Genomic DNA, 24,107 nt, shown 5'->3' with positions numbered 1-24,107 from the left:
TCTAAAAAAAAGGGGAAAGGTAACCCTTTCCCCTTTTCAAATTGACTTACATTAGTTGTTTGACTGACCGATAAAGTCAATATCCGTATAGTCGATTGACAGACCAGTAAAGTAATCAACACGGAAACCGTTTGTAATTTCCTCTACGCTACCTACGCCAACAGACTGTTCGGTATCGTTGAATAGTGAAACACTGCCGCGCAATGGGCCAGCTTCATCGATTAGACCAACTCTAAATACATAACCATTAAAATTGTCAATCGAGACTTCAGCCATACCAAGGTCGTCGTTGTTATCCTCATTACGGATATCGAAATGCGCAGTAAACTCAGTACCCTCACTATCACCTTTGAGCACAATTGAAGCCAGTTCAATTGAATCGTCAACAAATAGTGGAGCTGGGTTACCTTGCTGGTCAACCGCAGTCAGCTCTGAATGGAAGTATCCGCTAAAGCCATACTGGCCATCAACAAATTCAACCAAGTTGAACGTTTTGCCACGAGAAATATCAAAGTCTCGCGCATCTTCTACACTCTGAATGCTGCCATCAACGTTAAGCACCAAACAAGATGCATTTGGCATGTCAATAGAATCTATCGCCCAGCGCTCACATTCAGCCAGATCCGGAGACTGGATCTCAACTTTCTGACCAGAATCAGCTACCAAATTGCCAGACCAGGTGAAAATTATTTTACTCTGTGCGCCAGAGTTAACCTGACCATTCGCGACAATCTTCTCGTCACCTTCGGTATTTTCCAGATTCAGAGCATATGTATTTGTGTCATAGCTGTATTTCCATTCAGGGAAACCAGGCGCTGTGCCACTATGTTCACCAGAATCTAATCCCGAATCCCAGATATCTTTCATTACATCATAGATAACTTCGCCCGCATTAAATGTGGCATCAGCACCCTCTCTGGTTACAAAACTGATCTTAACCAGTTTGTCCGTGCCCTGCATGGCCAGCGCTGTGATTCTGTAGTCTTCAATTTGTAGCGCAGTGTTTCCTTGCAATACGGAAATTTCAAGAAGCGCTTCACTGATCAACTCATTCGACTCATTGATTGCGAGGTCAGCTGCATCCGTTGACGCGTTTTCGTTTTGAGCAATAGTTTTATAGGTGTTAGCCAGCTCCAGTGACGCTTTTGCAGCTGTTTCTGCTGCCTGGTAAGCTGCAATAGTGTCTTGTAAGCTAGTCTGAGTTTTTTCCACTTCGCTCAACGCAGCTTCAGCGGAAGCTTGATCTGTAATTGCTGCGACAGCAGTCATCGCGGTCTGGAATTGGACTTCCATCTCGCCTTTCTTAGCAATTGCGGCTTCCTTACTTTCCTTCGCTGCTAACAGGCTTTCATCCGACGCTTGCTTAGCAACATCGAGCGTGGCACCAAATTCCGCGATTTTCTCATTGGCCGCAGTCAATTCAGCAGTTATTTGAGCACCCAGTTGGTCTTTTTGAGCAACCAACGTAGTGACTTGCGTTAACAGCTCTCCTGCTTGTGTCAGCGTAGGTTGATACTCGGCATCTAATATCACTAATCCCGAGGCAGCAGATACCAGTTGCTCAGCACCAGAGAGCTCACGGACCAGCAACTTACCCAGGTTATCGCCTTCTACGTCTGTTGAAACCGCAGCGGTATATTGTGTATCCAGGACAACCGCAGCACTGCCATAGGCTACCGCTTTCTCTTTAGTATCTGTATCAACTGCCAGGGCTTTAACAGCAGCCAATGACGCAGCAAATTCGTTCAACTGAGCATCACTACCAGTAAGTGTTTGTTTACCTGCCTCAATACTTGCTAACAATGACGCATTCAAGCTTTCCAGAGAAGTGTCACCGTTACCCAAGTCATCAAGTTGGTCAACGACTTTATCCGAATCATCTTGGAGTTGTTCATCTGACGTAGCACCGTTTTTAACAGCCTTATCTTTGGCCGCTTTCGCATCAGCCGCAACCTGATCGACATCAGACTCATCAACACCTGCTTCAATTAGTGCTGTTTTAATTGCTTCTTCATCACCGGAAACAATCGCGTTCAGAACTTTACCCGCTTTCTGTGTTTCAGTTTTTAGTTTTGAGAAGATCTGGCTATCGCCCAGGTTACCCTGTTCAACATCACCAGTTAGTTCAGCTAATACGTCCGCAACGGTTCTGCTTTCTTTACCAGCCAGAGATTGCAGTGAAGACGCAACCTGTACCAACACGAGCGCACCGGCGTCAAGCTTTTCTGTCCCATCGACATCAGTAAAGTCAATCACACCACCCAGTGATAAGTCACTGGCCAGTGTAGCAACTAAAGAAAGGTCACCCACAAGCTGGCCAATAACCTGAATGCTCGCTTGCCCAACAGCAGCTGCGTCAATAGCTGATTCTCCAGCAAGCAAAATTCGCGCTGCGGTTGACGTAAATACCGACAAATTCGCTTTGTAAGAACCATCGTCACCATCTGCATAGGATGGACCTCTTTTGGCCGACGCGGAACTAGCCGCAGCGTTCGCGGAAATCAGCTTAACAACAGACAGTTCGATATCATCTTTGTACCATTCGCCAAAGTCGACCTTGCCATTGTCATTAAAGACGGAGCCGTCATCCACTTTTATCGCAGTACCTACACCACATCCAGCAAACGCATCACACTTAACCAATGCATCGCCGTCTTTGGTTGTCTTAACAGTGATGTATAAAGGTCCAGAAAACTCTTCGTCAACAAAGATCTCGTACAAGCCTTGTGCTGATGTTTTCAACTCTGCTGGGTTACCGCTGATTAATTTTGCCTCAGCTTTTGCTTTGGCTTCACTCTCGCTTTCAGCTTTTTCTGTCGCAGACTCTTCGCCTGCGGCTGTTCGATAAGCCAAATCAACCATATTGCCTTGCGCGTCTACAGTCTTAACACTGACCATAGCGCCACTAAGAGTTCCCTTAACGGCTTTACCAGATACTGAAACGTTAAAATTAGCATCAACAGTACTTTCGACTTCGGAGGGAGCTGGGGGAGGATTGACAATCGGGTCGTTATCATCACTATCAAATAAGCTACAGCCAGTAAGGCCCAGGCTTAATGCAATGGTGGATGCCACTGGAGTAAATTTATTCATGCGCTTTGCCACTAGAGGTCTCCTTAAATAGCTTGCGTGTTTTTCTTTATTTATTTGCCTATGCGAATGTTTTTGTCAAACGAGACTCTTAAGCTAATTTGGGTACTTTAGACCATCAATATACTCAATACTCTTAACAAAGTCATTGCAAAACACACTTCTTTGTAAACAAATATAAAACGCAAAGGTGAACTTTTCCAACATTGATTTCATTCTTGCGTAGTATAAAGACTGAATGTGACATTTCTGACATATTCAACCTCCCCCGTCAAATCTGCCAGTTCGACTGTCAAACGCCACTCCATTACAGGTTCACTGCAAGCGCCTACCATCACCTCTGCTGACCAAAATTCAGCTTGCTGATGCGTAAAAAAAACAGGGATGGTACCCATGTACATTTGAGTGCCTTCCAACCAAGCAGACCGTACCTTTAAATCGGACGAACTGAGAGCCAGAGACAAGTTGAAAGGGGTTTCTGGATGTAATTTTTTGCCTGAACTCCAAAGTACCTCATCACCATTTTTACATGGTGATGAGGCAACACAGTTCAAGGAAGTTTGCGAACTTTCACTATTTTCTGAACTTTCATGTATAATGGTACTTGGGTCTGAACAGGCCGTCAGGAAAGTGGCTAAAAAAACACCGGGTAGTGTGCAAAATTTCTGCATAATGCTTAGTGTGTGACATCTTGAAAAGACATTCAGTTTATGTGGAATAACTCTTTTCAGCCAGCCTTTGGCGTTAAGTTTTGCAATTTGTTTTGATATTGCGCAATTCGCGTACTCATTAAGCAAATGACTCGTACAAAGTTTGATTGATGTCATTATTTTAGGTGTTTGTAGTATCTTTTCGTTTGCAAAAAAATTATTATTTCCTTGCAAAAATAAGGGTTTCTCAAGCTGGTGAGAGTTTTGTTCCACGGGATGTAACTCAAACGGGTTTGTTGAAATAAAAAAACAGGGCCTGTATTACAGGTTAATCATTTCTAATCGCATTAATTGCAGCGGAATCCGGAAAATGAGCCAAACAGTAGCATCACAAACTGAGTACAATTATAAGGTTGTACGCCAATTCGCTATAATGACAGTGATTTGGGGCATCGTTGGCATGGGTGTAGGTGTATTTATCGCGGCGCAACTTGCGTGGCCTGCGTTAAACTTCGACATTCCATGGTTAACTTACTCTCGACTTCGTCCGTTACACACGAACGCAGTAATCTTCGCATTTGGTACTAGTGCACTTTTCGCAACATCTTACTATGTTGTACAGCGTACGTGTCAGACGCGTTTATTCTCCGATAAGCTAGCCGCTTTCACTTTCTGGGGCTGGCAAGCAATCATTCTTGCAGCAGCTATCACGCTGCCACTGGGTATCACATCTTCTAAAGAATATGCTGAACTTGAGTGGCCAATCGATATTGCAATCGCTGTAGTTTGGGTAACGTATGCTGTTGTTTTCTTCGGCACGCTGATCAAGCGTAAAGTGTCACACATTTACGTTGCGAACTGGTTCTACGCGGGCTTCATTATTACTGTTGCAGTACTGCACATTGTAAACAGCATGGCTGTACCTGTATCTCTTACCAAGTCATATTCTATTTATGCGGGTGCGGTAGATGCTATGGTTCAGTGGTGGTACGGTCACAACGCGGTAGGTTTCCTTCTAACCGCAGGCTTCCTGGGTATGATGTACTACTTCGTGCCTAAGCAAGCAGGTCGTCCTGTTTACTCTTATCGTTTATCAGTAGTTCACTTCTGGGCACTGGTTTCTCTGTATATCTGGGCAGGCCCTCACCACTTACACTACACCGCGCTACCTGATTGGACTCAGTCTCTGGGCATGGTAATGTCTGTGATCCTGTTCGTTCCTTCTTGGGGTGGTATGATCAATGGTATTATGACTCTGTCTGGTGCCTGGCATAAACTACGTACCGACCCGGTACTGCGCTTCCTGGTTGTTTCTCTGTCTTTCTACGGTATGTCTACCTTCGAAGGCCCAATGATGGCAATCAAATCCGTAAACGCGCTATCACATTATACTGACTGGACAGTCGGCCACGTGCACTCTGGTGCGCTAGGTTGGGTAGCAATGATCTCTATTGGTGCTATTTATCACCTGATCCCTGCACTATTTGGTCACGCCAACATGTACAGCGTTAAACTGGTTAACACCCACTTCTGGCTACACACAGTCGGTGTTGTTCTGTATATCGTTGCAATGTGGATCTCTGGTGTTATGCAAGGTCTGATGTGGCGTGCAGTTAACTCTGACGGTACTTTAATGTACAGCTTCGTACAGTCTCTTGAAGCGTCTAAGCCTTTCTACATCATGCGATTCCTGGGCGGTGTATTCATCGTGATTGGTATGCTGGTAATGGCTTACAACGTGTACCGTACTGTAGCAGCTAAGAGTGGCTCTTTGACCACCGACGCTAACACACAAATGGCTTAAGGGGTGTCGAGTATGAGCAATAATAACTCTTCAAATAAACATGAAATCGTCGAAAAGAACGTTGGCCTGATGGCTATCCTGACGGTTTTTGCCATCAGCTTCGGTGCCCTCGTTGAGATCACCCCACTGATGTTCCAAAAAGATACCACTCAGCCTGTTGATGGTTTGCGCCCTCTAACAGCGTTGGAAATGGAAGGTCGTGATATCTACGTACGTGAAGGTTGCTACAACTGCCACTCGCAAATGATCCGTCCTTTCCGTGACGAAGTTGAGCGTTACGGCCACTATTCTGTAGCTGGTGAATCAGTTTGGGATCACCCGTTCCAGTGGGGCTCTAAGCGTACAGGTCCAGACCTCGCGCGTGTAGGTCAGCGTTACTCAGATGACTGGCACTTTGCGCACCTGATGGACCCTCGCTCTGTGGTACCTGAGTCAAATATGCCTGGCTACCCTTGGCTCAATGAGAATGTATTGGACGGTCAATTAACCGCTAAGAAACTTGAAGTGTTCCGTAACTTTGGTGTGCCATACACCGACGAGGACATTCAAGGTGCTGAAGCCGCAGTAAAGGGCAAAACCGAAATGGAAGCCCTGATTGCTTACCTTCAGCAACTTGGCACACATTTGAAGTAATTTGTTATGGATTACGGCACATACAGAGGCATTTTGACTCTGGTAATTTTAGTACTGTTCATAGTGATTGTTGTGTGGGCATACAGCAAGCGTAGCAAACGTCGTTTTGATGACGCTGCCAATGCCATTTTTGAAGATGAAAAAAAACACAATAACACAATCTCAAACGAGGAAAAGGAGTCTGAAAAATGACTAGCTTTTGGAGTATTTGGGTCATTGTATTGACCTTGGCGTGTCTGGCTCTGATCTTTGGCTTGCTGCTTTGGAACCTGAAAAACTATGCAGGTGTTGAAGAAGGCGAAAGCTGTGGTCACGAGTTTGACGGAATCGAAGAACTAAACAACCCACTACCGAAGTGGTGGACTTACATGTTCTTCGCAACATTTATCTGGTCTGTTTACTATCTTGCTGCTTACCCAGGTTTAGGTAACTTTGCAGGCTTTTTGAACTGGACAAGCTCTAACCAGGGCGTAACGTCTCTCGAGGAGTCTAAAAAAGCAATTGAAGAAGCCAAAGCAAACGGTCACTGGGTTCAACTTGATAAAGAGTTTGAAGCTGCTGACGAACGTTTTGGTCCTATCTTCAAAGCATTTGCTGAGCAAGACATAGAAACACTGGCAAAAGATCAAAAAGCACTTGAAATTGGTCAACGTTTGTTCGCGCAAAACTGTGCACAGTGTCATGGTTCAGATGCTCGTGGTGCAATGGGCTTCCCTAACCTGGCAGACAATGACTGGTTGTACGGCGGTACACCTGACAAGATCAAAGAAACACTACTGCAAGGTCGTGTTGCTGCGATGCCAGGTTGGCAGGATGCACTGGGTGACCAGGGCATTAAAGAAATGACTGCATATGTACTGAGTTTGTCTGGCCGTAAAGTAAACCAAAAAGATGCTGATGCTGGTAAAGCGAAGTTCGCAATGTGTGCGGCTTGTCACGGCATGGATGGTAAGGGCTCTGTCGCTCACAACCTGCCATTTGGTGCGCCTGACCTGACCGATAACATCTGGTTGTACGGTGGTTCTCAACGTGCTGTTGAAGAAACACTGCGTCATGGCCGTGCTGGTGTAATGCCAGCTTGGAAAGACATTCTGGGTGAAGACAAAGTACACCTGCTTACAGCCTATGTGTACAGCCTCTCTCAGGAGAAATAATCGAATAGATTATAAGTTTATTTAAGATCAAAAAAGCTCCAATCGGAGGCTTTTTTTTAGGTATTTAACCCCAAATAAGATAGAATATTGCCACTGAAATTAAGCTGTTGAGTCGTTATGAACCCTACTCCCTGGTATAAGAATTTTTGGCCTTGGTTTTTAATGTTTTTTCCGCTGGTTACCATTATTGCCTGCGTTTTTTTGGTGATTTTTGCCGTCGGTAATGGTCCAGACATGGTGGTCGACGACTACTATAAAAAAGGTAAAGCCATTAACCTTGAACTCAGCAAGTTCGATAAAGCTAAAGCTTTGTATTTACATGGTGATCTTGATGTCACTGAAGAAAGAATAAGCTTTACGTTCACCAAAGGTGATCACAGTAAAGTAAATGCATTGAAGGCATCTTTTTACCACCGCACAGTCAAAAAGTATGACTTTGAAGTGACCCTGCTTGCTAATGCTGCTGGTGAATTCACCGCCATTCTGGATGAGCCACATCGTGGCGCGTTTACTGTTTTTCTGGAACCTATGGACCAAAGCTGGAAGCTCAAAGAAAAACTGCAATTACCCACCACTCAGAAAGTCGCCATTTCCCCAGAATATAAGTAGACACTATGACAACCAGTTGTTTTCATTGTCTGGAGCCCGTACCGCCGGGGTTTTCTGCTCACGTAAAATTTGAGGGCCAGCCGCAGCCTGTCTGCTGCACTGGCTGTCAGGCGGTCGCCGAAACCATTCTAGCTCAGGGCATGAGCGACTATTACAAATTTCGAACCGACAGTGCGGGCAAAGTCGAAGAGCTGGTCCCGGAACAATTAAAAGAGCTGTTGAGTTATGACAATGCTGAAATTCAGCAAGACTTTGTCAGTCAGCAAGGCGAGCTGCAGGAAGTATTACTCAGTGTTGAAGGTATTAGCTGTGCCGCCTGCGCCTGGTTAATTGAAAAACAATTACTTGGACTGAAAGGTGTTGCACGGGTTGACGTCAACACATCAACGCACAGAGCCATGATCTTGTGGCACCCACAGCAGTGTAAACTGAGTGAGATTATTAAATCACTGCATCAAATTGGCTACAAGGCCTACCCTTTTCAGGCCGACGATGAAGCCGCACAAAAGCAAACCGTCGCTAAAGCCTATTTACGCCGGCTAGGTGTTGCGGGCCTCATGACCATGCAAGTCATGATGTTTGCGTTTGCCATGTACTTTGGCATGTTTTCCGGCATGGAAGACAATTTCGAGCAGTATTTTCGATGGATCAGTTTATTTTTAGCCTCTCCGGTGATCCTCTACTCGGCCATGCCATTTTTGACCAATGCCATTAAAGGGCTCAAAGCCAAACAGCTTAATATGGATCTCCCCGTCTCACTGGCCATCTTTGGTGCATACGCTGCGAGCTGCTATGCCACAGTGATGTCTGTGGGCGAAGTCTACTTTGAATCCATTTGTATGTTCACCTTTTTGCTATTACTCGGTAAATATCTGGAGTTTCGGGCCAGACTGAAGGCCAGCGAATTTACTGCTAACTTGCAAAAACTGTTACCGTTGACCGCGCGTAAGTTATTGCCCGATGGCGAGCAAAAAATCGTTGCTGCGAAAAGCTTGCAACTGAGCGATCAGATTATGATCAAACCCGGTGAAACCATCCCGGCCGATGGCGTATTAATCTCAGGCTCTACAACCGTTGACGAATCTATGATGACGGGTGAACACTTACCCGTGAAAAAATACCAAACTCATCAGGTCTATGCCGGCACCATCAATCATGATGGCGTGATCACCATTGAAATCAACAAAGTAGGTCAAAATACACTACTTAATCAAATCATTAAGCTGCAACACAACGCTCTGACAAAGCGCCCCAAAATCGTCGAAGTCACAGATAAAGTGGCGCAGTGGTTTGTCGCCTGCTTATTGATTTTCGCCTCTATTACTGCGGTTGCCTGGTACCAAATAGACCCACCCCATGCATTTTGGGTGACCATTTCTGTGTTAGTTGCAACTTGCCCATGTGCACTCAGTTTGGCAATTCCGACAGCACTCACATGTGCCGTCGCAACGCTCACCCGTAAAGGGATCCTAATCAAAGAAAGCCATGTACTCGAAACTGTGCCTAAGCTGACTAGAATGGCGTTTGACAAAACCGGTACCCTCACCGAAGGGCGTTTCTCTATCGAATCCATCAGCATACTTGACAAAAGCTGGCAGGAGTCCGATGTAATGGCGCTGGCCGTTGCTCTGGAGCGTTATTCCGAGCATCCAATCGCGAAAGCATTTACCGAACAACTAGTGTCTCCAAGACAGCTAAGTGACGTGGAAGTCGTCACGGGGAGCGGTGTAAAGGCCCTATTTAATCAACAACCTGTCGCTATCGGTAAATCCGCCTGGTTTGGCAATCACAGCTCTTTTGCTCAAGCAACTTTGTTTGTGGATGGCCAGCCAGTCGCTGATTTCTACCTGGCAGATAAAGTTCGACATAGCGCGCCTGAGATAATTCATTATGCCCAGGGCCAGGGCCTGAGCTGCCACCTACTTAGCGGTGATAGCTCAAATGCTGTAAAAGATCTGGCTTTGGAACTGGGGTTAGATACTTATAAAAATGCTTGCTCGCCACAAGATAAGCAGCGCCAAGTCGAATCCTGGTCCGCACAGCAGCATATTGTTGGCATGGTTGGCGATGGTGTAAATGATAGCCCGGTATTTAACAGCGCACACTTATCCATCGCGATGGAAACCGGCGCTGATATTTCGAAAAATACCGCCGATGTAGTGCTCCTAAACAGCGATCTTAAGTCATTGCAAACACTGCATCAGGTCGCTAAAAAAACCAAAACAGTGATAAAACAAAACCTCACTTTGTCACTTTGTTATAATGGTTCAATCTTGCCGCTCGCTGCGATGGGATTAGTGCCCCCTTGGGTGGCTGTCATAGGTATGTCTGCGAGCTCGATTCTGGTGATCACTAACTCTTTGAGGTTACTGAAACTATGAGTATTATTTATATCCTTATTCCCATCGCGATTTTATTTGTCATCATCGCAATCGGGGTCTTTTTTTGGGCCGTCAAAAGTGAGCAGTTTTCTGATCTGAATAAACAAGGCCACAGCATTCTGTTCGAAGACGATAAAGAGCAACACAACAAAAGTAATGACCGAGATAAGTCTATTTAGCGCCTTTATCATGGGCCTGGTTGGTAGCGGCCATTGTTTAGTCATGTGCGGTGGAATTGCATCAAGCCTGCAACTCGCCCAGACCAAACAGTCGCCCTTTGTGACGGCACTACTATACAACCTGGGAAGACTAGGTAGCTACATGGTGGCCGGAGCACTGGTTGCAGGGCTAGGTGCCGCATTTGCCAAGCAAAGCACGTTATTTGCAAATACGCTGAATGTACTTAGCGGTATTTTTATGCTGCTGGTTGGTATTTATGTCATGCGCCTGGCTGCCACCCTTAACTGGCTGGAAAAAGCTGGTAAATGGCTGCTTTGGCAACGCCTTGTTCGGCTCAACAAGTATTTGCTCCCGATAGACAGAAAAACCAAAGCATTAGCTTATGGTGCACTATGGGGCTGGCTCCCCTGTGGGCTAGTCTATTCTGCCCTGACCTGGAGCCTGCAAGCAAACAGTAGTTTAAGTGGCGCACTCATCATGGCGGCCTTTGCACTTGGCACTTTTCCGGCCATGCTAGCGGTGGGACAATCCGCTCAAATGCTCAGCACGTTTTTAAATCATAAAGCGACACGGATTGCGTTAGGCAATATCTTTATTTGGTATGGCTTTTATCTACTAATCATTGCAACGGATAAACTAGTACATTAATCTAGAGCCAGTAATACTATTAGATGAGAGTCATCTATGCTGGTCGGAGAATGGGAGTTTTTTGACCTAAAATGATCAAGACGCGGTTTGGTTCTTCAATGTTTAGAACCAAAACCCCGACTAATAGATGGTATATCTGGACACCAGATATCGCAAAGTTCAAGTATTAAAATATGACCACATCTAATAGAATATCATTAACGTGCGTCATAGATAACGGATTTGTTATGGATTTAAGTAATCGTTCAAAAAGTCAATGTACTATCAGCTGCAATAACTGCAGTATCAGCCAACTGTGCCTGCCCTTTTCTCTAAATGGTAACGAAATGGACAAGCTGGATGAAATCATCGAGCGTAAAAAACCCCTTCACAAAGGGGACTTTTTGTTCGAGTCCGGTAGCGAACTCAACTCAATTTTTGCTGTACGCTCCGGGTCGTTTAAATCCTACACTATTTCAGAACAGGGTGACGAGCAAATTACAGGATTCCACCTGGCTGGTGACTTAGTGGGTTTTGATGCCATCAATAAGATGCAGCATCAGAGTTTTGCACAAGCTCTGGAAACCTCCATGGTGTGTGAAATCCCCTTTGACACTCTTGATGAGCTGGCTGGCAAACTGCCAAAACTCAGACAACAAATCATGCGGTTAATGAGCAGCGAGATCAACTATGATCAAGAAATGCTGCTGTTGCTCAACAAAAAAACCGCTGAAGAGCGCCTTGCAACCTTCATCTACAACCTGTCAAATCGTTTCGGCGAGCGTGGTTTCTCTCGCAAAGAGTTCCGTTTCACCATGACACGAGGCGAAATTGGTAATTACCTTGGACTGACCGTTGAAACCATTAGCCGACTGTTAAGTCGCTTCCAAAAGGCAGAGATCATCAAAGTTGAGGGCAAATTCATCACGATTCTGGATATTGATGAACTGGCGAAAGCCGCAGCAATTTCTCTTTGATCTGAGGCAATTTACGGCTCACTTTTTCTTTATCCCGAGACGATTTCGATTACACTGTAAACAGAGTTGAAATCGTCCGTGCAAGATTAAGGAGTCCATTATGGAACAAATCAAACGCATTCTCACTGTCATAGACCCGACCAAACAGCAACAGAACAGCCTGGATCGTTCTATCAGTCTGGCGCAAAAAACAGGTGCCAAAATCACCGCCTTTTTATCAATTTATGACTTCTCTTATGAGATGACGACGATGTTATCGCGAGAAGAGCGTGAAGCGATGAGAGAAGCCGTGATTAAAGATCGCGAGGCCTGGATCTCAGAGCTCACCAGTGGCTATCAAAATATTGATATAGAGACCAAAGTGGTGTGGCATAACCGGCCCTATGAAGCCATCATCAAAACGGTACTCGAGCACGAGTTTGATCTCGTTATTAAAGCCACCCATCAACATGACACACTTAAGTCTGTCATTTTCACACCAACAGACTGGCACCTGATCAGAAAATGCCCGGCTCCTGTGTTACTGGTCAAAGATCATGCCTGGCCAGAAAAAGGTGAAATACTTGCAGCGGTCAATGCAGTGAGTGATGACGAGCAACATCAGGCGCTCAATCACCGTATAATCAAAGATGCACAGTTCTTATGTGACCTGGCTAACGCCTCTTTAAGCCTGGTCAACACCTACCCCGCAACCCCAGTGAATATTGCCATTGAGATACCTGAATTTAATCCGTCTCAATATAATGAGGCTGTCAAAAAGCATCACGAAGAGGAAACCTGGGCGCTGGCAAAACGTTTTGGATTGAGCGACTCACAGTGCGTGATAAAAGAGGGGCTTCCTGAGGATGTGATCCCCCATATCGCGAAAGAGAAAAATACCGAACTGGTTGTGATCGGTACCGTCGGACGAACGGGTCTCAGTGCAGCACTCGTAGGTAATACAGCAGAACACGTGATTGACAGCCTGGACTGTGACGTCCTGGCACTGAAACCGGATGGTTACACAAGCCCACTCGCACAATAAATCAATCACTCAGATCGGCACGGAGTCAAGTGCCGGTCCCCTCTCCCTCTATGCCTGCGTGTATTCACACTGCTAATATTGCAGTTTACTGGTCTGGCGGTATAATGCGCCCTTATTTATTTTTGCCGTCATTTTTACATAGGGGGGCGAGTGTCTCACTCACAAGAAGCAAAGCAAGCATATAGCCTTAACAAGTTGCAAAAACGCTTAAGAAGGCTGGCCGGTCAGGCTGTTGGCGATTTTAATATGATCGAAGAGGGTGACCGCGTCATGGTTTGTCTGTCTGGCGGTAAAGATAGTTATACCCTGCTGGACGTGCTACAGCACCTTCAACGTGTTGCCCCTATTAAGTTCGATGTATTCGCCATTAACCTGGATCAGAAGCAACCTGGGTTCCCTGAGCATATCTTACCCGAATATCTGGATACCCTTGGCATTGAGTATAAGATTGTAGAGGAAGATACCTATTCAATCGTAAAAGATAAGATCCCCGAGGGTAAAACCACCTGCTCGCTTTGTTCACGTCTGCGTCGTGGTATCTTATACCGCACGGCAAAGGAAATGGGAGCGACCAAAATCGCACTGGGGCATCACAGAGACGATATGATTGAAACCATGTTCCTCAACATGTTTTACGGTGGCAAGTTAAAAGGCATGCCTCCCAAGCTAATGAGTGATGATGGTCAGCATATGGTGATACGTCCTCTGGCCTATTGTAAAGAAGCGGATATCGCACAGTATGCGCAAAGCCAGGCTTACCCCATCATTCCCTGTAATCTATGTGGCTCACAAGAAAACCTGCAGCGTAAGCATGTCAAAGCGATGCTCAACGAGTGGAATAACTCTCATCCAGGCAGAGTTGAAAGTATTTTTACGGCTATGCAAAATGTTGTTCCTTCTCATCTTGCCGATCATGCTCTGTTTGATTTCCAGGGTTTACAAAAAGACGACATCATTGATGGCGGAGACATTGCGCTCGATAAACCACAGTTCCCTGACGCGCCACAAAGCACGGCACAGGATGGGGACGAACCAGTCGTTCAGATCCAGGCTATTGAGCTTAGCTAAACCATGCCAATTTGCTTAGTTTAGTGTTCCATTTTGAGGCGAGAAAATAGGGTCGATAGCACCGCACCCGCGTCCTGCTATCGCTGAGGCACCTACATCCCTGTGGGCGAGGCTAAAATTTGTGAACCTATGTTTAAGGTATAAGGTTCTAAATGACAATTTTTTACGCCGTTAGCGCCATATTTACTCCTTCAAATTGAACAGGTACTAAGTGAAATAGGTATTAAGTGTTCCGGATGCGCCAGCATCCGGATCCGGCAATGCAGATCCCAGCCACATAACCACACACAAAACGAAGTAAACAGCAAAGTGCAGAAACAAAAATAAGAATTTAGTTTCTTTTTTTTAACTTTTTGCCCATCAGAGTTCCCACTAAAGGGATTTTTGTTTACAATGTGTGATGATAATCATTTTTAATTGCAATTAGCAAAACAACCCAAAGTCAGGTACTCCATGTCCACCAAACTACGTTTGTTGATTTCCTTCTTGCTGGTTGGCTTACTGCCCGCCGCATTTATGGCAATCACATCCTTAATGACCGCATCCGATGCGTTGGAACGTCAAGCTTATAATCAGTTGACCTCGATCAAACATATTAAACATCGCCAAATTGACGATTACTTTCAGGCACGCAAGGCAGACCTAAGTCTGATTGCCGCACAATGGCAGCAAATCGCCAGCACTGAAGTACATTCGACTACAGCTCAATTAGCGCATAAAAACCATGCTTTGTTTAAACACTTTATTGAACAGAAAGGGTTTTATGACTTGTTCATTATAGACACTGACGGCTTCATTGGTTACACCGTCGCACAGGAGAGCGATTATAAGACCAACCTGAGATCCGGGCCCTATCGCGATTCCGGGCTTGCACAGTTATTTCGCAATGCACTCAATGGCAAACAGTTTTTTATTACTGACTACCAGCGATATGCCCCCAGCAATAATGAGCCAGCCGCCTTTATAGGTGTTCCGATCCAGATTAACGGACGGACCCACTCTATTATTGCTTTGCAAATTGCCATTGATACGATCAACGATATCATGCAACAACGCGATGGTATGGGGAAAACCGGCGAGTCTTATCTGGTTGGCTCAGATTTAAGAATGCGCTCTGATTCATATCTCGACCCCACGGCACACAGTGTGACAGCGAGCTTTGCAGGGTCAGTTGCCCGAAACGGCGTCGATACCTACGCGGTCAGGCGCGGTTTACAGGGGTTTTCAGAAACTGAACTGATCATTGATTACAACGGTAACCCCGTCTTGTCTGCCTATATGCCCTTTAAGTTCGAAAATCTGAACTGGGTGTTATTGAGTGAGATTGATAAAGCTGAAGCATTTGCTCCGATTTATCAGTTATATTGGTTTATTGCGATAATTGGTGGAATTGCAATTATCGCAATCAGTATTGCCACCTGGTTAATAGCCAATTCCGTGTTACGTCCACTCGGCGGGGAGCCCAGTATGATGCGTGATATCAGTGAACGTATCGCCTCAGGTGACTTGCGCCAGGATTTCAGTCAGGATACCAATGTTACGGGTGTGTATGGCGCGATGCGACAAATGACCAGTTATCTCACAGGCGTGATTGGGACTATCAGTGAGACGACCTCTCAACTTGCTGTCACAGCCAGTCAGACCAGTGCAGCAAGCGAACAAGCCAATACCAGCTTACAAGAGCAACATGCGAATATTGAGCAAGTTGCGCTCGCTATCAGTGCTACAGCTCAATCCATTGAAAGCGTTGCTGGCAGCGCTAATCAGGTTGCCCTACTCAGTGTCAGAGCAGAAGAAAGTACAGACGCAGCCAGTCATACTTTGGCGCAATGCGTTTCAAAAATGAGCACTTTGGATCAAGTGATCAATGACTCTGAGCGTGCAATTAAGAATGTAGAATCTGGCGCTCAAAATATCGGCAAGGTCATAGAAGTGATACAGGCAATTACCGAGCAAACAAACTTGCTTGCATTAAACGCCGCCATCGAAGCCGCTCGTGCCGGTGAACACGGCCGGGGCTTCGCTGTCGTTGCAGACGAAGTACGCCAGCTGGCGCACAAAACTCAGCAATCTACTGGCGATATTGAAACCATGATCCTTGAGCTGCAAAACGCAACCACACAAGCCGTTGATAAAATGCATCAATCTTCCGAAGTCGCACAGGCCTCTATCTCAGCTACGAATGAGAGTGCCCAAAGCTTGCAAAAAAGCGTCACACAGATCCAGGAGATCTCAGTAAGTGCAAAACGCATTGCGCAAGAAGCGCAGCAACAGACCTCGACAACCGAAGAGATCAGCTACAACATTGATGCCATTAAACAAGCCGCACTGGATAATGCAGCTGGGGCCGATCAGGTAGCCAGTGCAAGTCTGGATCTGGACAAACAATCGAGAAAGCTCAAACAAATTACGGCCAGCTTCAAGCTGCCATAAATAGCATTCCATTGCTTACAGCGTAAGCCAACTGGTTAGAGTCAGTTGGCTTACGCTATTTTGGAGAGTTTATCATCTGGTATGGCGTTGCAATCCGTAGGTAAGTACTGTCGCTAACACAAGCAAAACGCTGGAAATCAACAAACAACTAATCAGGCCACCGTACTGGTATGCAAGCCCTGATAAAACAGTGCCGGCTAAGCGCCCCATGGCGTTGGCCATATAGTAAAATCCGACATCCATCGATACGCCATCTTCATCCGCAAAGTGCACTATCAAAAAACTGTGCAAAGAAGAATTCACGGCGAATACTGCACCAAATATCAACAGGCCCGCAATAATGGAAATCTGAACATACCACTCATACCACAACGCCAATGCAATAAGCGCAGGCAGCAAACAAAGCGTAGCCACCCAGATAAATGCCTGTTGGGTGTTAGAGCGCCGCTTGCCCAACAATTTAGGCGCATTTGCCTGAACCAGCCCATACGCTATGACCCAGCAAGCCATAAACCCGCCAACCCACCAGTGATCCCAGCCGAATACACTGGCCAGATAAACCGGCAATGCCACTACGAACCAAACATCTCTGGAGGCAAACAAAAACAGTCTTGCACCCGATAACCAGTTGACCTGTTTGCTGGTCGAAAACATCTCTGAAAATTTGGGCTTATGCTTCTTCTTGCCCAAATCTTGCTTCAGCAGTACCAGGCTGAGCAACCAGGTTACCAGTAGCATCGCACTCATAAACCACAATGCCCCCTGGAACCCTAGCTGGGTCAGCAGCAAGCCCCCCATAAAGAAGCCAACCCCTTTGAGTGCGTTCTTCGAGCCGGTCAGGATTGCAACCCACTTAAACAAGACACCATCCTGCTCTTTAGGCACCAGCAACTTAATGGCGCTTTTAGCGCTCATCTTATTAAGGTCTTTAGCAATGCCTGATAGAGCCTGCGCAACCATAACATAGGCAATACTTAACCACTGTGGGTCCACGGCCAGCATCAGCAGCGCGACAATTTGCAAAAACAGGCCGACATTCATGGTTTTGTTCAGGCCCATTCTGGCACCCAACCAGCCTCCAACCAGGTTGGTCACTACGCCAAAGACCTCATAAAGCAAAAATAAAGAAGCAATGGCGAGCGGACTGTAACCTAGCTGATGGAAGTAGAGCACCACCAGCATTCTCAGTGCACCGTCGGTCAGGGTAAACGACCAGTAATTACCTGTAATTACCAGGTACTGCTTTATTGGCGCTGATAACTGCTGCAACACGCTTTTACCCCCAACGCTGAGCAATCACGTAGCGCACAAGATCAGCGGTGCGATTAGCATAGCCCCACTCATTGTCATACCAAACGTAAAGCTTAACCTGAGTCCCATTTACGACCATAGTAGACAGAGCATCAATAATAGCGCTGCGCGGGTCCGTTTTATAGTCGATGGACACCAAAGGGCGAGTTTCATAACCCAAAATGCCAGCTAGCTCTCCCTGTGCAGCCTGCTCCATCCAGCCATTGATTTCTTCGACGGTTGTTTCGCGATTTACTTCGAATACACAGTCGGTGATCGACGCATTCGTCAGCGGCACGCGCACCGCGTGACCATTCAGCTTCCCTTTCAGTTCCGGAAATATATGAGTAATAGCGGTCGCCGATCCGGTCGTAGTAGGAATTAAGCTTGTGCCACAAGCACGGGCTCTGCGCAGATCTTTATGTGGCGCATCAATAATGGTCTGAGTATTAGTGATGTCGTGAATTGTGGTCATTGACCCATGTTTAATACCAATGTTGTCCTGCAACACTTTAACAACAGGTGCAAGACAGTTAGTGGTGCACGATGCAGCCGTCACTATGGGGTGAGACTCAGCCTCGAATAGCTGCTGGTTGACGCCCATCACAACATTCAGTACACCCTCTTCTTTTACCGGCGCTGTGACCACGACCTGTTTGACACCCTGCGCAAAGTAACCCGCCAGCTTCTCTTTGGTTTTCATCTTGCCACTGGCTTCAATGACCAAATCACAACCAGACCAGTCAATGCTTTCGATCTGTTTTTGCTGCGTTACGGTAATGTGTTTATCTGCAATCACCATAGTGCCTGCATCACTGGCTTGCGCTTCGAATTGCCACTTACCATGCACTGAGTCAAAGTTCATCAGGTGCGCCAGTGTATGCGCATCACCGCCCGGGTCGTTAATGTTTACAATTTCTATGTCTGCCGATTGCCATAATGCCCGCATGGTCAATCTGCCCATGCGTCCAAATCCATTGATACCTACTTTGATTGTCATGTGAATTACCTTTTTAATTGCACCGGAGCTACTCTGAAGCGTTTCAGGACAAGCCTTCACCCTCCAAACCAAATATGCGAAATATATTATATATGTTTTTCCATATATTCAAGATAAATGGCAAAGCATTGCCTTGCTACGAGGAATATAGCCTCTTGGGGTCAGTCTATCCCCGTGTGATGTCAATTAGTGGTAAACTAGTCACTAAAAGTGCAAGAGATACTGACTTTGGACAACAAAACTTATATTCCCGATGATTTTATTGCAGATGTCGCCAGCTACCTACCGGCGCACCTGACGATGGATGACTTTATTGCCAGCTGTCGCACCGGCCTGCGACGCGCTGTCCGTGTTAATACCCTAAAGATGTCGCTGCAAGAATTTGAACATCAGGCTGCGCAACTAAACTGGCACATTGAGCCTATTCCCTGGTGCGAGCAGGGCTACTGGCTAACCCGCACAGCAGAAGAAGAAGCCAACCTGCCTATCGGTAATACTGCCCTGCACCTGAGTGGCTGTATCTACGTTCAAGAAGCAAGCTCTATGCTGCCACCTATGGCGCTGGCCACTTCTTTGACACCAGGAGAGCATGTACTGGATATGGCCGCAGCGCCGGGGTCAAAAACGTCACAGTTGGCCGCTTTAATGGGCAATCAGGGGATTCTGATTGCCAATGAACTCTCATCTTCCCGATTAAAGACACTGGCCGCTACGCTAAAGCGTATGGGCGTGGCCAACTGCGCACTGTCACACTTTGATGGTCAGGTGTTTGGTGATTATATGTATGAAAGTTTTGATCATATATTACTGGATGCGCCCTGCTCTGGAGAAGGGACTGTGCGCAAAGACCCGGATGCGCTTAAGAACTGGTCACTGGCATCGAACCAGGACATCGCCGAGGTACAAAAAACACTGATCCACAGTGCCTTTATGGCCTTAAAACCCGGCGGTACTTTGGTGTATTCAACCTGTACCCTGACACCAGTAGAAAACCAGCAGATCTGCGACCACCTGCTCGAGGCCTTCTCAGAACATATCGAAGTCGTACCACTTAACACTTTGTTCCCGGATGCTAACAAAGCAGCTACGGCACAAGGCTACTTACATGTCTGGCCGCAAATCTACGACAGTGAAGGCTTTTTTATTGCCAAATTTAGAAAAACAGGCAGTGTCGAGCACCCACAACAAAAGACAAAAAAAGGACAATTTCCCTTTTCGCCCACCACCAAAAAAGACCAGCAAGCATTTGAGGCAAGTATAAAGCAACAGTTTGGGATCAAGTCTTTACCTGGCACGCTCATGAGTCGAGACAAAGAATTATGGTTATTTCCTCAACACATGGAAACACTGCAGGAAAAAATCAAATACTCGCGAATTGGCATTAAAGTCGCCACAACCCATAAAAACGGGGTCAAACTTGAGCACGAGTTTGCTACCTGCCTCGGTCATCTTGCAACAAGTAATGTGTTTGAATTAGATCCCGCACAAGCAAAAGCATACTTTCAGGGACAAGATATCCGCCTTGGTTCCCTGGGACCCGCACAGGGTGAGGTGGTACTTACACTATGCGGCGCACCAGTCGGGCTCGGCAAGTGGCAAAAAGCCAAAATCAAAAACAAGCTGCCACGCGATCTGGTACTCAATGGCCAGTTAATAACTTGGGTATAACCTGAACAAAAGTTTTTGATAATTTTAAGACCATTCATTTATATGTAAGTAACGTATTGTTTTTGATAAAGTAATTAATATTTCAAATGTTTGTAAATTTTATGAAGCCTTAGCTACACTTAAATGACTTTCTACTTCTCCCTTGTAATTAGAAGGTGTTTTTAAGTTAGCGCATGGCTCCAAAATTGAGCCTTTCCCTAAGCCCGACTCCCTCAGAGTCGGGCGTTTTTTATGTCGCAGGATCTCATTTCAATTGTCCCTTAAACTGCTTTGTCTCAGCCACGCTGCATTTGTATAACTGGGTTTTGGTATTTTGAGGTGTGAAACAACCCAATGCGCTTAAGTTCAACGCACTCATCATCAACCATTAACAGGCAGACAGCTTTCCGCCTGTCATATTACTGACAAGTACTATTTCAATTAAGTAATCACCGCCAGCAAACAATCTTATCTCAGGTATGCAGAAACACGCCGTTTGTATCCATAACCATATCAAACCGAATTGGAAAGTACCGCTCAGTCAAGAAAACGGGTAAATGCTGGCGCCTGAAAGACATATCGACACGTACTGCGTCCTTTTCATTGCAAATACTTGCACGAACGCCCGAAGGCATGAAGCCTGAGTACTTTATTGAGCTGCAGTAACCAGAGTTGATAGCCTGCTGATAAAAATAATTTGCATCCCCTTTATGTAGCAATGTATGATTCATATACGGATTATATATAGATTAGATATAAAATGGGTATCGTTAAAATTTCAGACGAAGTACACGAAGAGCTACGACAGGCCAGTCATGTTATGTCACGCTCTATCAATGCTCAGGCAGAGTTTTGGATCAAAATGGGCCGACTGGCGGAACTGAACCCAGATATGACCTTTGCCCAAATAATCAGACAACAACTTAATCACACAAGGAATGACACCATTGACTCAGGTCACGATCAAAAATAATGCAGCCATCTCGCTTATGCGCGAGTCTGGGGCCATGTTAGCCCAAGTATTTAAAGCCCTGGATGAGCAAGTAAAACCAGGCGTCACAACACTACAACTGGATGAATTCGTTGAGCATTATATTGTAGATGTGCTTGGTGCTACTCCAGCGAGTAAAGGTCAGTATGGATACCCTTACTCAATCAACACGTCAATTAACGAAGTCGTCTGTCACGGCATGCCAAACGCAAAACATCTCATTGATAGCAGAGATATTCTGAATATCGATATCACCCTTAAACATCAAGGTTACATTGCTGATTCCAGCAAAATGTATATGATGCCAAATGCCAGTGATGCAGCCCGGGCGCTGGTTAACAATACCGTCAAAGCACTGTGGCGTGGTATCAATCAGGTAAAGCCCGGCGCAACACTGGGCGATATCGGCCATGCAATTGGAGAGTTTGCACGGCTAAAAGGGTTGAGCGTCGTAAGAGAATATTGCGGCCACGGAATTGGCACTGAAATGCACGAAGCACCTGAAGTGCTGCATTTTGGACGCCCTGGTACCGGACTGAAACTCATACCCGGCATGACCTTCACCATTGAGCCGATGCTTAATCAGGGTAGCCACAGGGTTAAGACGCTCAAGGATGGCTGGACTGTGGTGACAAGAGACCGTGCTTTATCAGCTCAGGCAGAGCACACACTCTTGGTAACCCCGACAGGATTTGAAGTATTAACCTTGCGAGAAGAAGAAAAACTAGAAGGTTTGCCTGCCAATACCCTACCGCATACTTAGGTTGCTCCCCTGAATCGCCTCATTCTCAGTGATTACAGGAGATAGGTTGTTATAGGGGGCGCTGAATAGCAAATGTAAAACACTTCAGGGTTGGTTTGGGTTATTCCCCGAATTGACTCTCTTTTGTTTATGATGGCTCTAAGTACACTGCTCAAGCTCAGTGATCAGCCACATTGCATGCGCATTATCTGTCCCACATACATCTTCACAGGGCACAAAGTCGCCACAGACTTTAGGGCGACTGGGATCGCCAAACAACTTACACAGATTATCATCATCCAGTTGTACACACCGCTCTCCCGCGGGTTTGCCCTGCGGCATTCCCGGAATTGGCGAACTGATACTTGGTGCTATGCAACATGCACCACAACCCAAACGACACTCCATCAGACCCTTCATAATTTGAATTTAACGAATAAAGCAAGCGATTATACGCCAATCCACCGATGAAAACACTAAACTGACAGCCAATCGGTAAGCAACCAGACATGATTGCAATGCCTTGTTACATTATTTGAAATGATTAAAACACCTAGACACATCTGTTCGCGTATCCTTAACCAGGTTAGAGAAATCGATTCAACCGTTATTGATGGAAGGAATAACTCGTGGCTAGTAAAAAACAAATCCTATTACCCGTTGCGGTGCTACTCGGTGGCCTCGCCACCGCTTTTGCATTCTCTGCAATGAAGCAACCGCCCGAAGAAAAACCTGAAAAAGTCATTCATCCGCTGGTTGAAGTGCAGCCAATTGATATGGCCCCGATGCAACTGATGGTCGACTCTTACGGGCTCGTCACCCCTAAGTACAGCACTGAACTGGTCGCTCAGGTCAGTGGCCAGTTAATAGAGCTGTCAGACAAGTTTGTCAAAGGGGGGTTTGTGCGCCAGGGAGAAACCTTAGCGCGCATTGACCCCAATGACTATGAAGCCGCGTTAATTGAGGCCGAAGCGAGCCTGGCTCAGGCACACTCTGCGCTAGAAATTGAACAGGCACAGGCTCATGTCGCCAAAACAGAATGGCAACGAATTAAAGACAATGCACACTCGACCATTCCCTCTGAGCTGTATCTGCGCAAGCCTCAGCTGGCAGAAAAGCTGGCGCGTTTCAAAGCAGCACAGGCCAGTGTCAAACGTGCAAAACGCAATCTCGAGCGCACCTACATTAAGGCGCCCTATGATGCCATTATTACCAATCGTTCATTGAGCCTTGGCAGTGTTGTTAACCCAGGCAGTACTTTGGGTGTTCTGAACGCAATATCCGTAGCAGAGATCCGCTTACCTGTTGCGGACCACGAACTGAGATATCTGCATAACAATGGGTTAGATGCCACGGTGAAATTATCTGCAAAAGTCGCAGGGCAAGCCGTTTCGTGGCAAGGCACAATTGTACGCAGCGAAGGCGTTGTCGATAACAGAAGCCGCATGACCTATCTGGTTGCTCAGGTCGCTGCACCATATGATAACCCGAGCCAGCCACTGCGCTTTGGTACTTACCTGAATGCACAAATAGAGGGTGTATCAGTCAGTAATGCGGTGCGGATCCCTCGTCACTTGATACGCGAAGGCAAAGTGGCGTTACTTGACCAGAATCAACAACTCACTTTCAAGCCCGTCACCATTATTCGCGAAGTAGACGGATATGCGGTGGCCACAGAAGGCCTGAGCGACGGACAACAACTCATTACCTCTGCTCTGGAATACCCGACGGAAGGAATGCAATTGCGCCTTGATACATCGCCAGTGATGGCCGCAGAGACGCAACTGGCTTTAAAGGAGGAGTAATC

At 46.2% G+C, this 24,107-nt stretch carries 21 protein-coding genes; 16 read left to right on the top strand and 5 right to left on the bottom strand.

Annotation, left to right across the window (positions count from 1 at the left end; all coding sequences use genetic code 11):
* Positions 1–51 precede the first annotated feature (51 nt).
* Both IY568_RS13720 and IY568_RS13715 read right to left on the bottom strand, forming a co-directional pair.
* Positions 52–3,093: a hypothetical protein gene (locus IY568_RS13720; protein WP_194867875.1), complete on the bottom strand. Its 3,042-nt coding sequence runs from the start codon at positions 3,091–3,093 to the stop codon at positions 52–54.
* 209 nt (positions 3,094–3,302) lie between these two features.
* On the bottom strand, positions 3,303–4,013 hold the full coding sequence (locus IY568_RS13715; protein ID WP_194867874.1) for a hypothetical protein: 711 nt from the start codon (positions 4,011–4,013) through the stop codon (positions 3,303–3,305).
* A 97-nt stretch (positions 4,014–4,110) separates the two neighbouring features.
* Here IY568_RS13715 and ccoN point away from each other — a divergent pair, with 97 nt between their 5' ends.
* From ccoN to IY568_RS13655, 12 genes are all read left to right on the top strand, one after another.
* Complete coding sequence (gene ccoN, locus IY568_RS13710) at positions 4,111–5,544, top strand: cytochrome-c oxidase, cbb3-type subunit I (RefSeq protein ID WP_125561394.1); 1,434 nt, start codon at positions 4,111–4,113, stop codon at positions 5,542–5,544.
* A gap of 12 nt (positions 5,545–5,556) precedes the next feature.
* Positions 5,557–6,177, top strand: coding sequence for a cytochrome-c oxidase, cbb3-type subunit II (ccoO, locus tag IY568_RS13705; RefSeq protein WP_058795135.1), 621 nt, complete (start codon positions 5,557–5,559; stop codon positions 6,175–6,177).
* Positions 6,178–6,183: 6 nt separating this feature from the next.
* The gene (locus tag IY568_RS13700; protein WP_010373992.1) at positions 6,184–6,369 is read left to right on the top strand and encodes a cbb3-type cytochrome oxidase subunit 3; all 186 of its coding nucleotides are present in this window, start codon (positions 6,184–6,186) and stop codon (positions 6,367–6,369) included.
* On the top strand, positions 6,366–7,331 hold the full coding sequence (gene ccoP, locus IY568_RS13695) for a cytochrome-c oxidase, cbb3-type subunit III (RefSeq protein ID WP_125561396.1): 966 nt from the start codon (positions 6,366–6,368) through the stop codon (positions 7,329–7,331). Before IY568_RS13700 ends, ccoP begins: the two co-directional genes overlap by 4 nt.
* Before the next feature lie 117 nt (positions 7,332–7,448).
* Positions 7,449–7,940: a FixH family protein gene (locus IY568_RS13690; protein ID WP_125561398.1), complete on the top strand. Its 492-nt coding sequence runs from the start codon at positions 7,449–7,451 to the stop codon at positions 7,938–7,940.
* Between the two features lie 5 nt (positions 7,941–7,945).
* The gene (locus tag IY568_RS13685; protein WP_125561400.1) at positions 7,946–10,321 is read left to right on the top strand and encodes a heavy metal translocating P-type ATPase; all 2,376 of its coding nucleotides are present in this window, start codon (positions 7,946–7,948) and stop codon (positions 10,319–10,321) included.
* Positions 10,318–10,500: a cbb3-type cytochrome oxidase assembly protein CcoS gene (gene ccoS, locus IY568_RS13680; protein ID WP_049865783.1), complete on the top strand. Its 183-nt coding sequence runs from the start codon at positions 10,318–10,320 to the stop codon at positions 10,498–10,500. Before IY568_RS13685 ends, ccoS begins: the two co-directional genes overlap by 4 nt.
* A complete protein-coding gene (locus tag IY568_RS13675) occupies positions 10,478–11,149 on the top strand; it encodes a sulfite exporter TauE/SafE family protein (RefSeq protein ID WP_125561402.1) in 672 nt (223 codons plus the stop codon). Before ccoS ends, IY568_RS13675 begins: the two co-directional genes overlap by 23 nt.
* A gap of 227 nt (positions 11,150–11,376) precedes the next feature.
* Positions 11,377–12,105: an FNR family transcription factor gene (locus IY568_RS13670; protein WP_125561404.1), complete on the top strand. Its 729-nt coding sequence runs from the start codon at positions 11,377–11,379 to the stop codon at positions 12,103–12,105.
* 100 nt (positions 12,106–12,205) lie between these two features.
* Positions 12,206–13,129, top strand: coding sequence for a universal stress protein UspE (uspE, locus tag IY568_RS13665; protein WP_125561406.1), 924 nt, complete (start codon positions 12,206–12,208; stop codon positions 13,127–13,129).
* Positions 13,130–13,279: 150 nt separating this feature from the next.
* A complete protein-coding gene (gene ttcA, locus IY568_RS13660; protein ID WP_194867873.1) occupies positions 13,280–14,197 on the top strand; it encodes a tRNA 2-thiocytidine(32) synthetase TtcA in 918 nt (305 codons plus the stop codon).
* Positions 14,198–14,650: 453 nt separating this feature from the next.
* Complete coding sequence (locus IY568_RS13655) at positions 14,651–16,630, top strand: methyl-accepting chemotaxis protein (protein ID WP_194867872.1); 1,980 nt, start codon at positions 14,651–14,653, stop codon at positions 16,628–16,630.
* Between the two features lie 72 nt (positions 16,631–16,702).
* Here IY568_RS13655 and arsJ read toward each other — a convergent pair whose 3' ends face one another.
* Complete coding sequence (gene arsJ, locus IY568_RS13650; protein WP_125561412.1) at positions 16,703–17,902, bottom strand: organoarsenical effux MFS transporter ArsJ; 1,200 nt, start codon at positions 17,900–17,902, stop codon at positions 16,703–16,705.
* A 4-nt stretch (positions 17,903–17,906) separates the two neighbouring features.
* On the bottom strand, positions 17,907–18,920 hold the full coding sequence (locus tag IY568_RS13645) for an ArsJ-associated glyceraldehyde-3-phosphate dehydrogenase (RefSeq protein ID WP_194867871.1): 1,014 nt from the start codon (positions 18,918–18,920) through the stop codon (positions 17,907–17,909).
* 228 nt (positions 18,921–19,148) lie between these two features.
* On the opposite strand from IY568_RS13645, the gene rsmF reads away from it, so the two are divergent.
* The 3 genes from rsmF (at position 19,149) to map (ending at position 22,321) form a co-directional block, all read left to right on the top strand.
* Positions 19,149–20,588 carry a 16S rRNA (cytosine(1407)-C(5))-methyltransferase RsmF gene (gene rsmF, locus IY568_RS13640; RefSeq protein ID WP_194867870.1) on the top strand — a complete coding sequence of 480 codons (1,440 nt, stop codon included), beginning with the start codon at positions 19,149–19,151 and terminating at the stop codon, positions 20,586–20,588.
* Positions 20,589–21,327: 739 nt separating this feature from the next.
* A complete protein-coding gene (locus tag IY568_RS13635) occupies positions 21,328–21,540 on the top strand; it encodes a ParD-like family protein (protein ID WP_049863010.1) in 213 nt (70 codons plus the stop codon).
* Positions 21,515–22,321, top strand: a complete 807-nt coding sequence (map, locus tag IY568_RS13630) for a type I methionyl aminopeptidase (protein WP_194867869.1) — start codon at positions 21,515–21,517, stop codon at positions 22,319–22,321. The genes IY568_RS13635 and map overlap by 26 nt, the downstream gene beginning before the upstream one ends.
* Before the next feature lie 138 nt (positions 22,322–22,459).
* Here the strand turns inward: map and IY568_RS13625 are convergent, their stop codons facing one another.
* On the bottom strand, positions 22,460–22,708 hold the full coding sequence (locus tag IY568_RS13625; protein WP_010385461.1) for a zinc/iron-chelating domain-containing protein: 249 nt from the start codon (positions 22,706–22,708) through the stop codon (positions 22,460–22,462).
* Positions 22,709–22,929: 221 nt separating this feature from the next.
* Here IY568_RS13625 and IY568_RS13620 point away from each other — a divergent pair, with 221 nt between their 5' ends.
* Positions 22,930–24,105: an efflux RND transporter periplasmic adaptor subunit gene (locus tag IY568_RS13620; protein ID WP_194867868.1), complete on the top strand. Its 1,176-nt coding sequence runs from the start codon at positions 22,930–22,932 to the stop codon at positions 24,103–24,105.
* The last annotated feature ends 2 nt before the right edge of the window (positions 24,106–24,107 follow it).

Origin of the sequence: Pseudoalteromonas sp. PPB1, assembly GCF_015356275.1 — a bacterium.
GTDB classification, from domain to species: Bacteria; Pseudomonadota; Gammaproteobacteria; order Enterobacterales; family Alteromonadaceae; genus Pseudoalteromonas; species Pseudoalteromonas rubra_D.
The sequence above is the reverse complement of the archived record's forward strand: the minus strand, read 5'-3'. Positions and strand labels throughout refer to the sequence as shown.

What these genes read in the sequence shown, in the direction of transcription:
- IY568_RS13720 (WP_194867875.1), bottom strand. Translation starts at nt 3,093, where the DNA reads ATGAATAAATTTACTCCAGTGGCATCCACCATTGCATTAAGCCTGGGC.
- ccoN (WP_125561394.1), top strand. Translation starts at nt 4,111, where the DNA reads ATGAGCCAAACAGTAGCATCACAAACTGAGTACAATTATAAGGTTGTA.
- ccoO (WP_058795135.1), top strand. Translation starts at nt 5,557, where the DNA reads ATGAGCAATAATAACTCTTCAAATAAACATGAAATCGTCGAAAAGAAC.
- IY568_RS13700 (WP_010373992.1), top strand. Translation starts at nt 6,184, where the DNA reads ATGGATTACGGCACATACAGAGGCATTTTGACTCTGGTAATTTTAGTA.
- ccoP (WP_125561396.1), top strand. Translation starts at nt 6,366, where the DNA reads ATGACTAGCTTTTGGAGTATTTGGGTCATTGTATTGACCTTGGCGTGT.
- IY568_RS13690 (WP_125561398.1), top strand. Translation starts at nt 7,449, where the DNA reads ATGAACCCTACTCCCTGGTATAAGAATTTTTGGCCTTGGTTTTTAATG.
- IY568_RS13685 (WP_125561400.1), top strand. Translation starts at nt 7,946, where the DNA reads ATGACAACCAGTTGTTTTCATTGTCTGGAGCCCGTACCGCCGGGGTTT.
- ccoS (WP_049865783.1), top strand. Translation starts at nt 10,318, where the DNA reads ATGAGTATTATTTATATCCTTATTCCCATCGCGATTTTATTTGTCATC.
- IY568_RS13675 (WP_125561402.1), top strand. Translation starts at nt 10,478, where the DNA reads ATGACCGAGATAAGTCTATTTAGCGCCTTTATCATGGGCCTGGTTGGT.
- IY568_RS13670 (WP_125561404.1), top strand. Translation starts at nt 11,377, where the DNA reads ATGGATTTAAGTAATCGTTCAAAAAGTCAATGTACTATCAGCTGCAAT.
- uspE (WP_125561406.1), top strand. Translation starts at nt 12,206, where the DNA reads ATGGAACAAATCAAACGCATTCTCACTGTCATAGACCCGACCAAACAG.
- IY568_RS13655 (WP_194867872.1), top strand. Translation starts at nt 14,651, where the DNA reads ATGTCCACCAAACTACGTTTGTTGATTTCCTTCTTGCTGGTTGGCTTA.
- IY568_RS13645 (WP_194867871.1), bottom strand. Translation starts at nt 18,920, where the DNA reads ATGACAATCAAAGTAGGTATCAATGGATTTGGACGCATGGGCAGATTG.
- IY568_RS13635 (WP_049863010.1), top strand. Translation starts at nt 21,328, where the DNA reads ATGGGTATCGTTAAAATTTCAGACGAAGTACACGAAGAGCTACGACAG.
- IY568_RS13625 (WP_010385461.1), bottom strand. Translation starts at nt 22,708, where the DNA reads ATGGAGTGTCGTTTGGGTTGTGGTGCATGTTGCATAGCACCAAGTATC.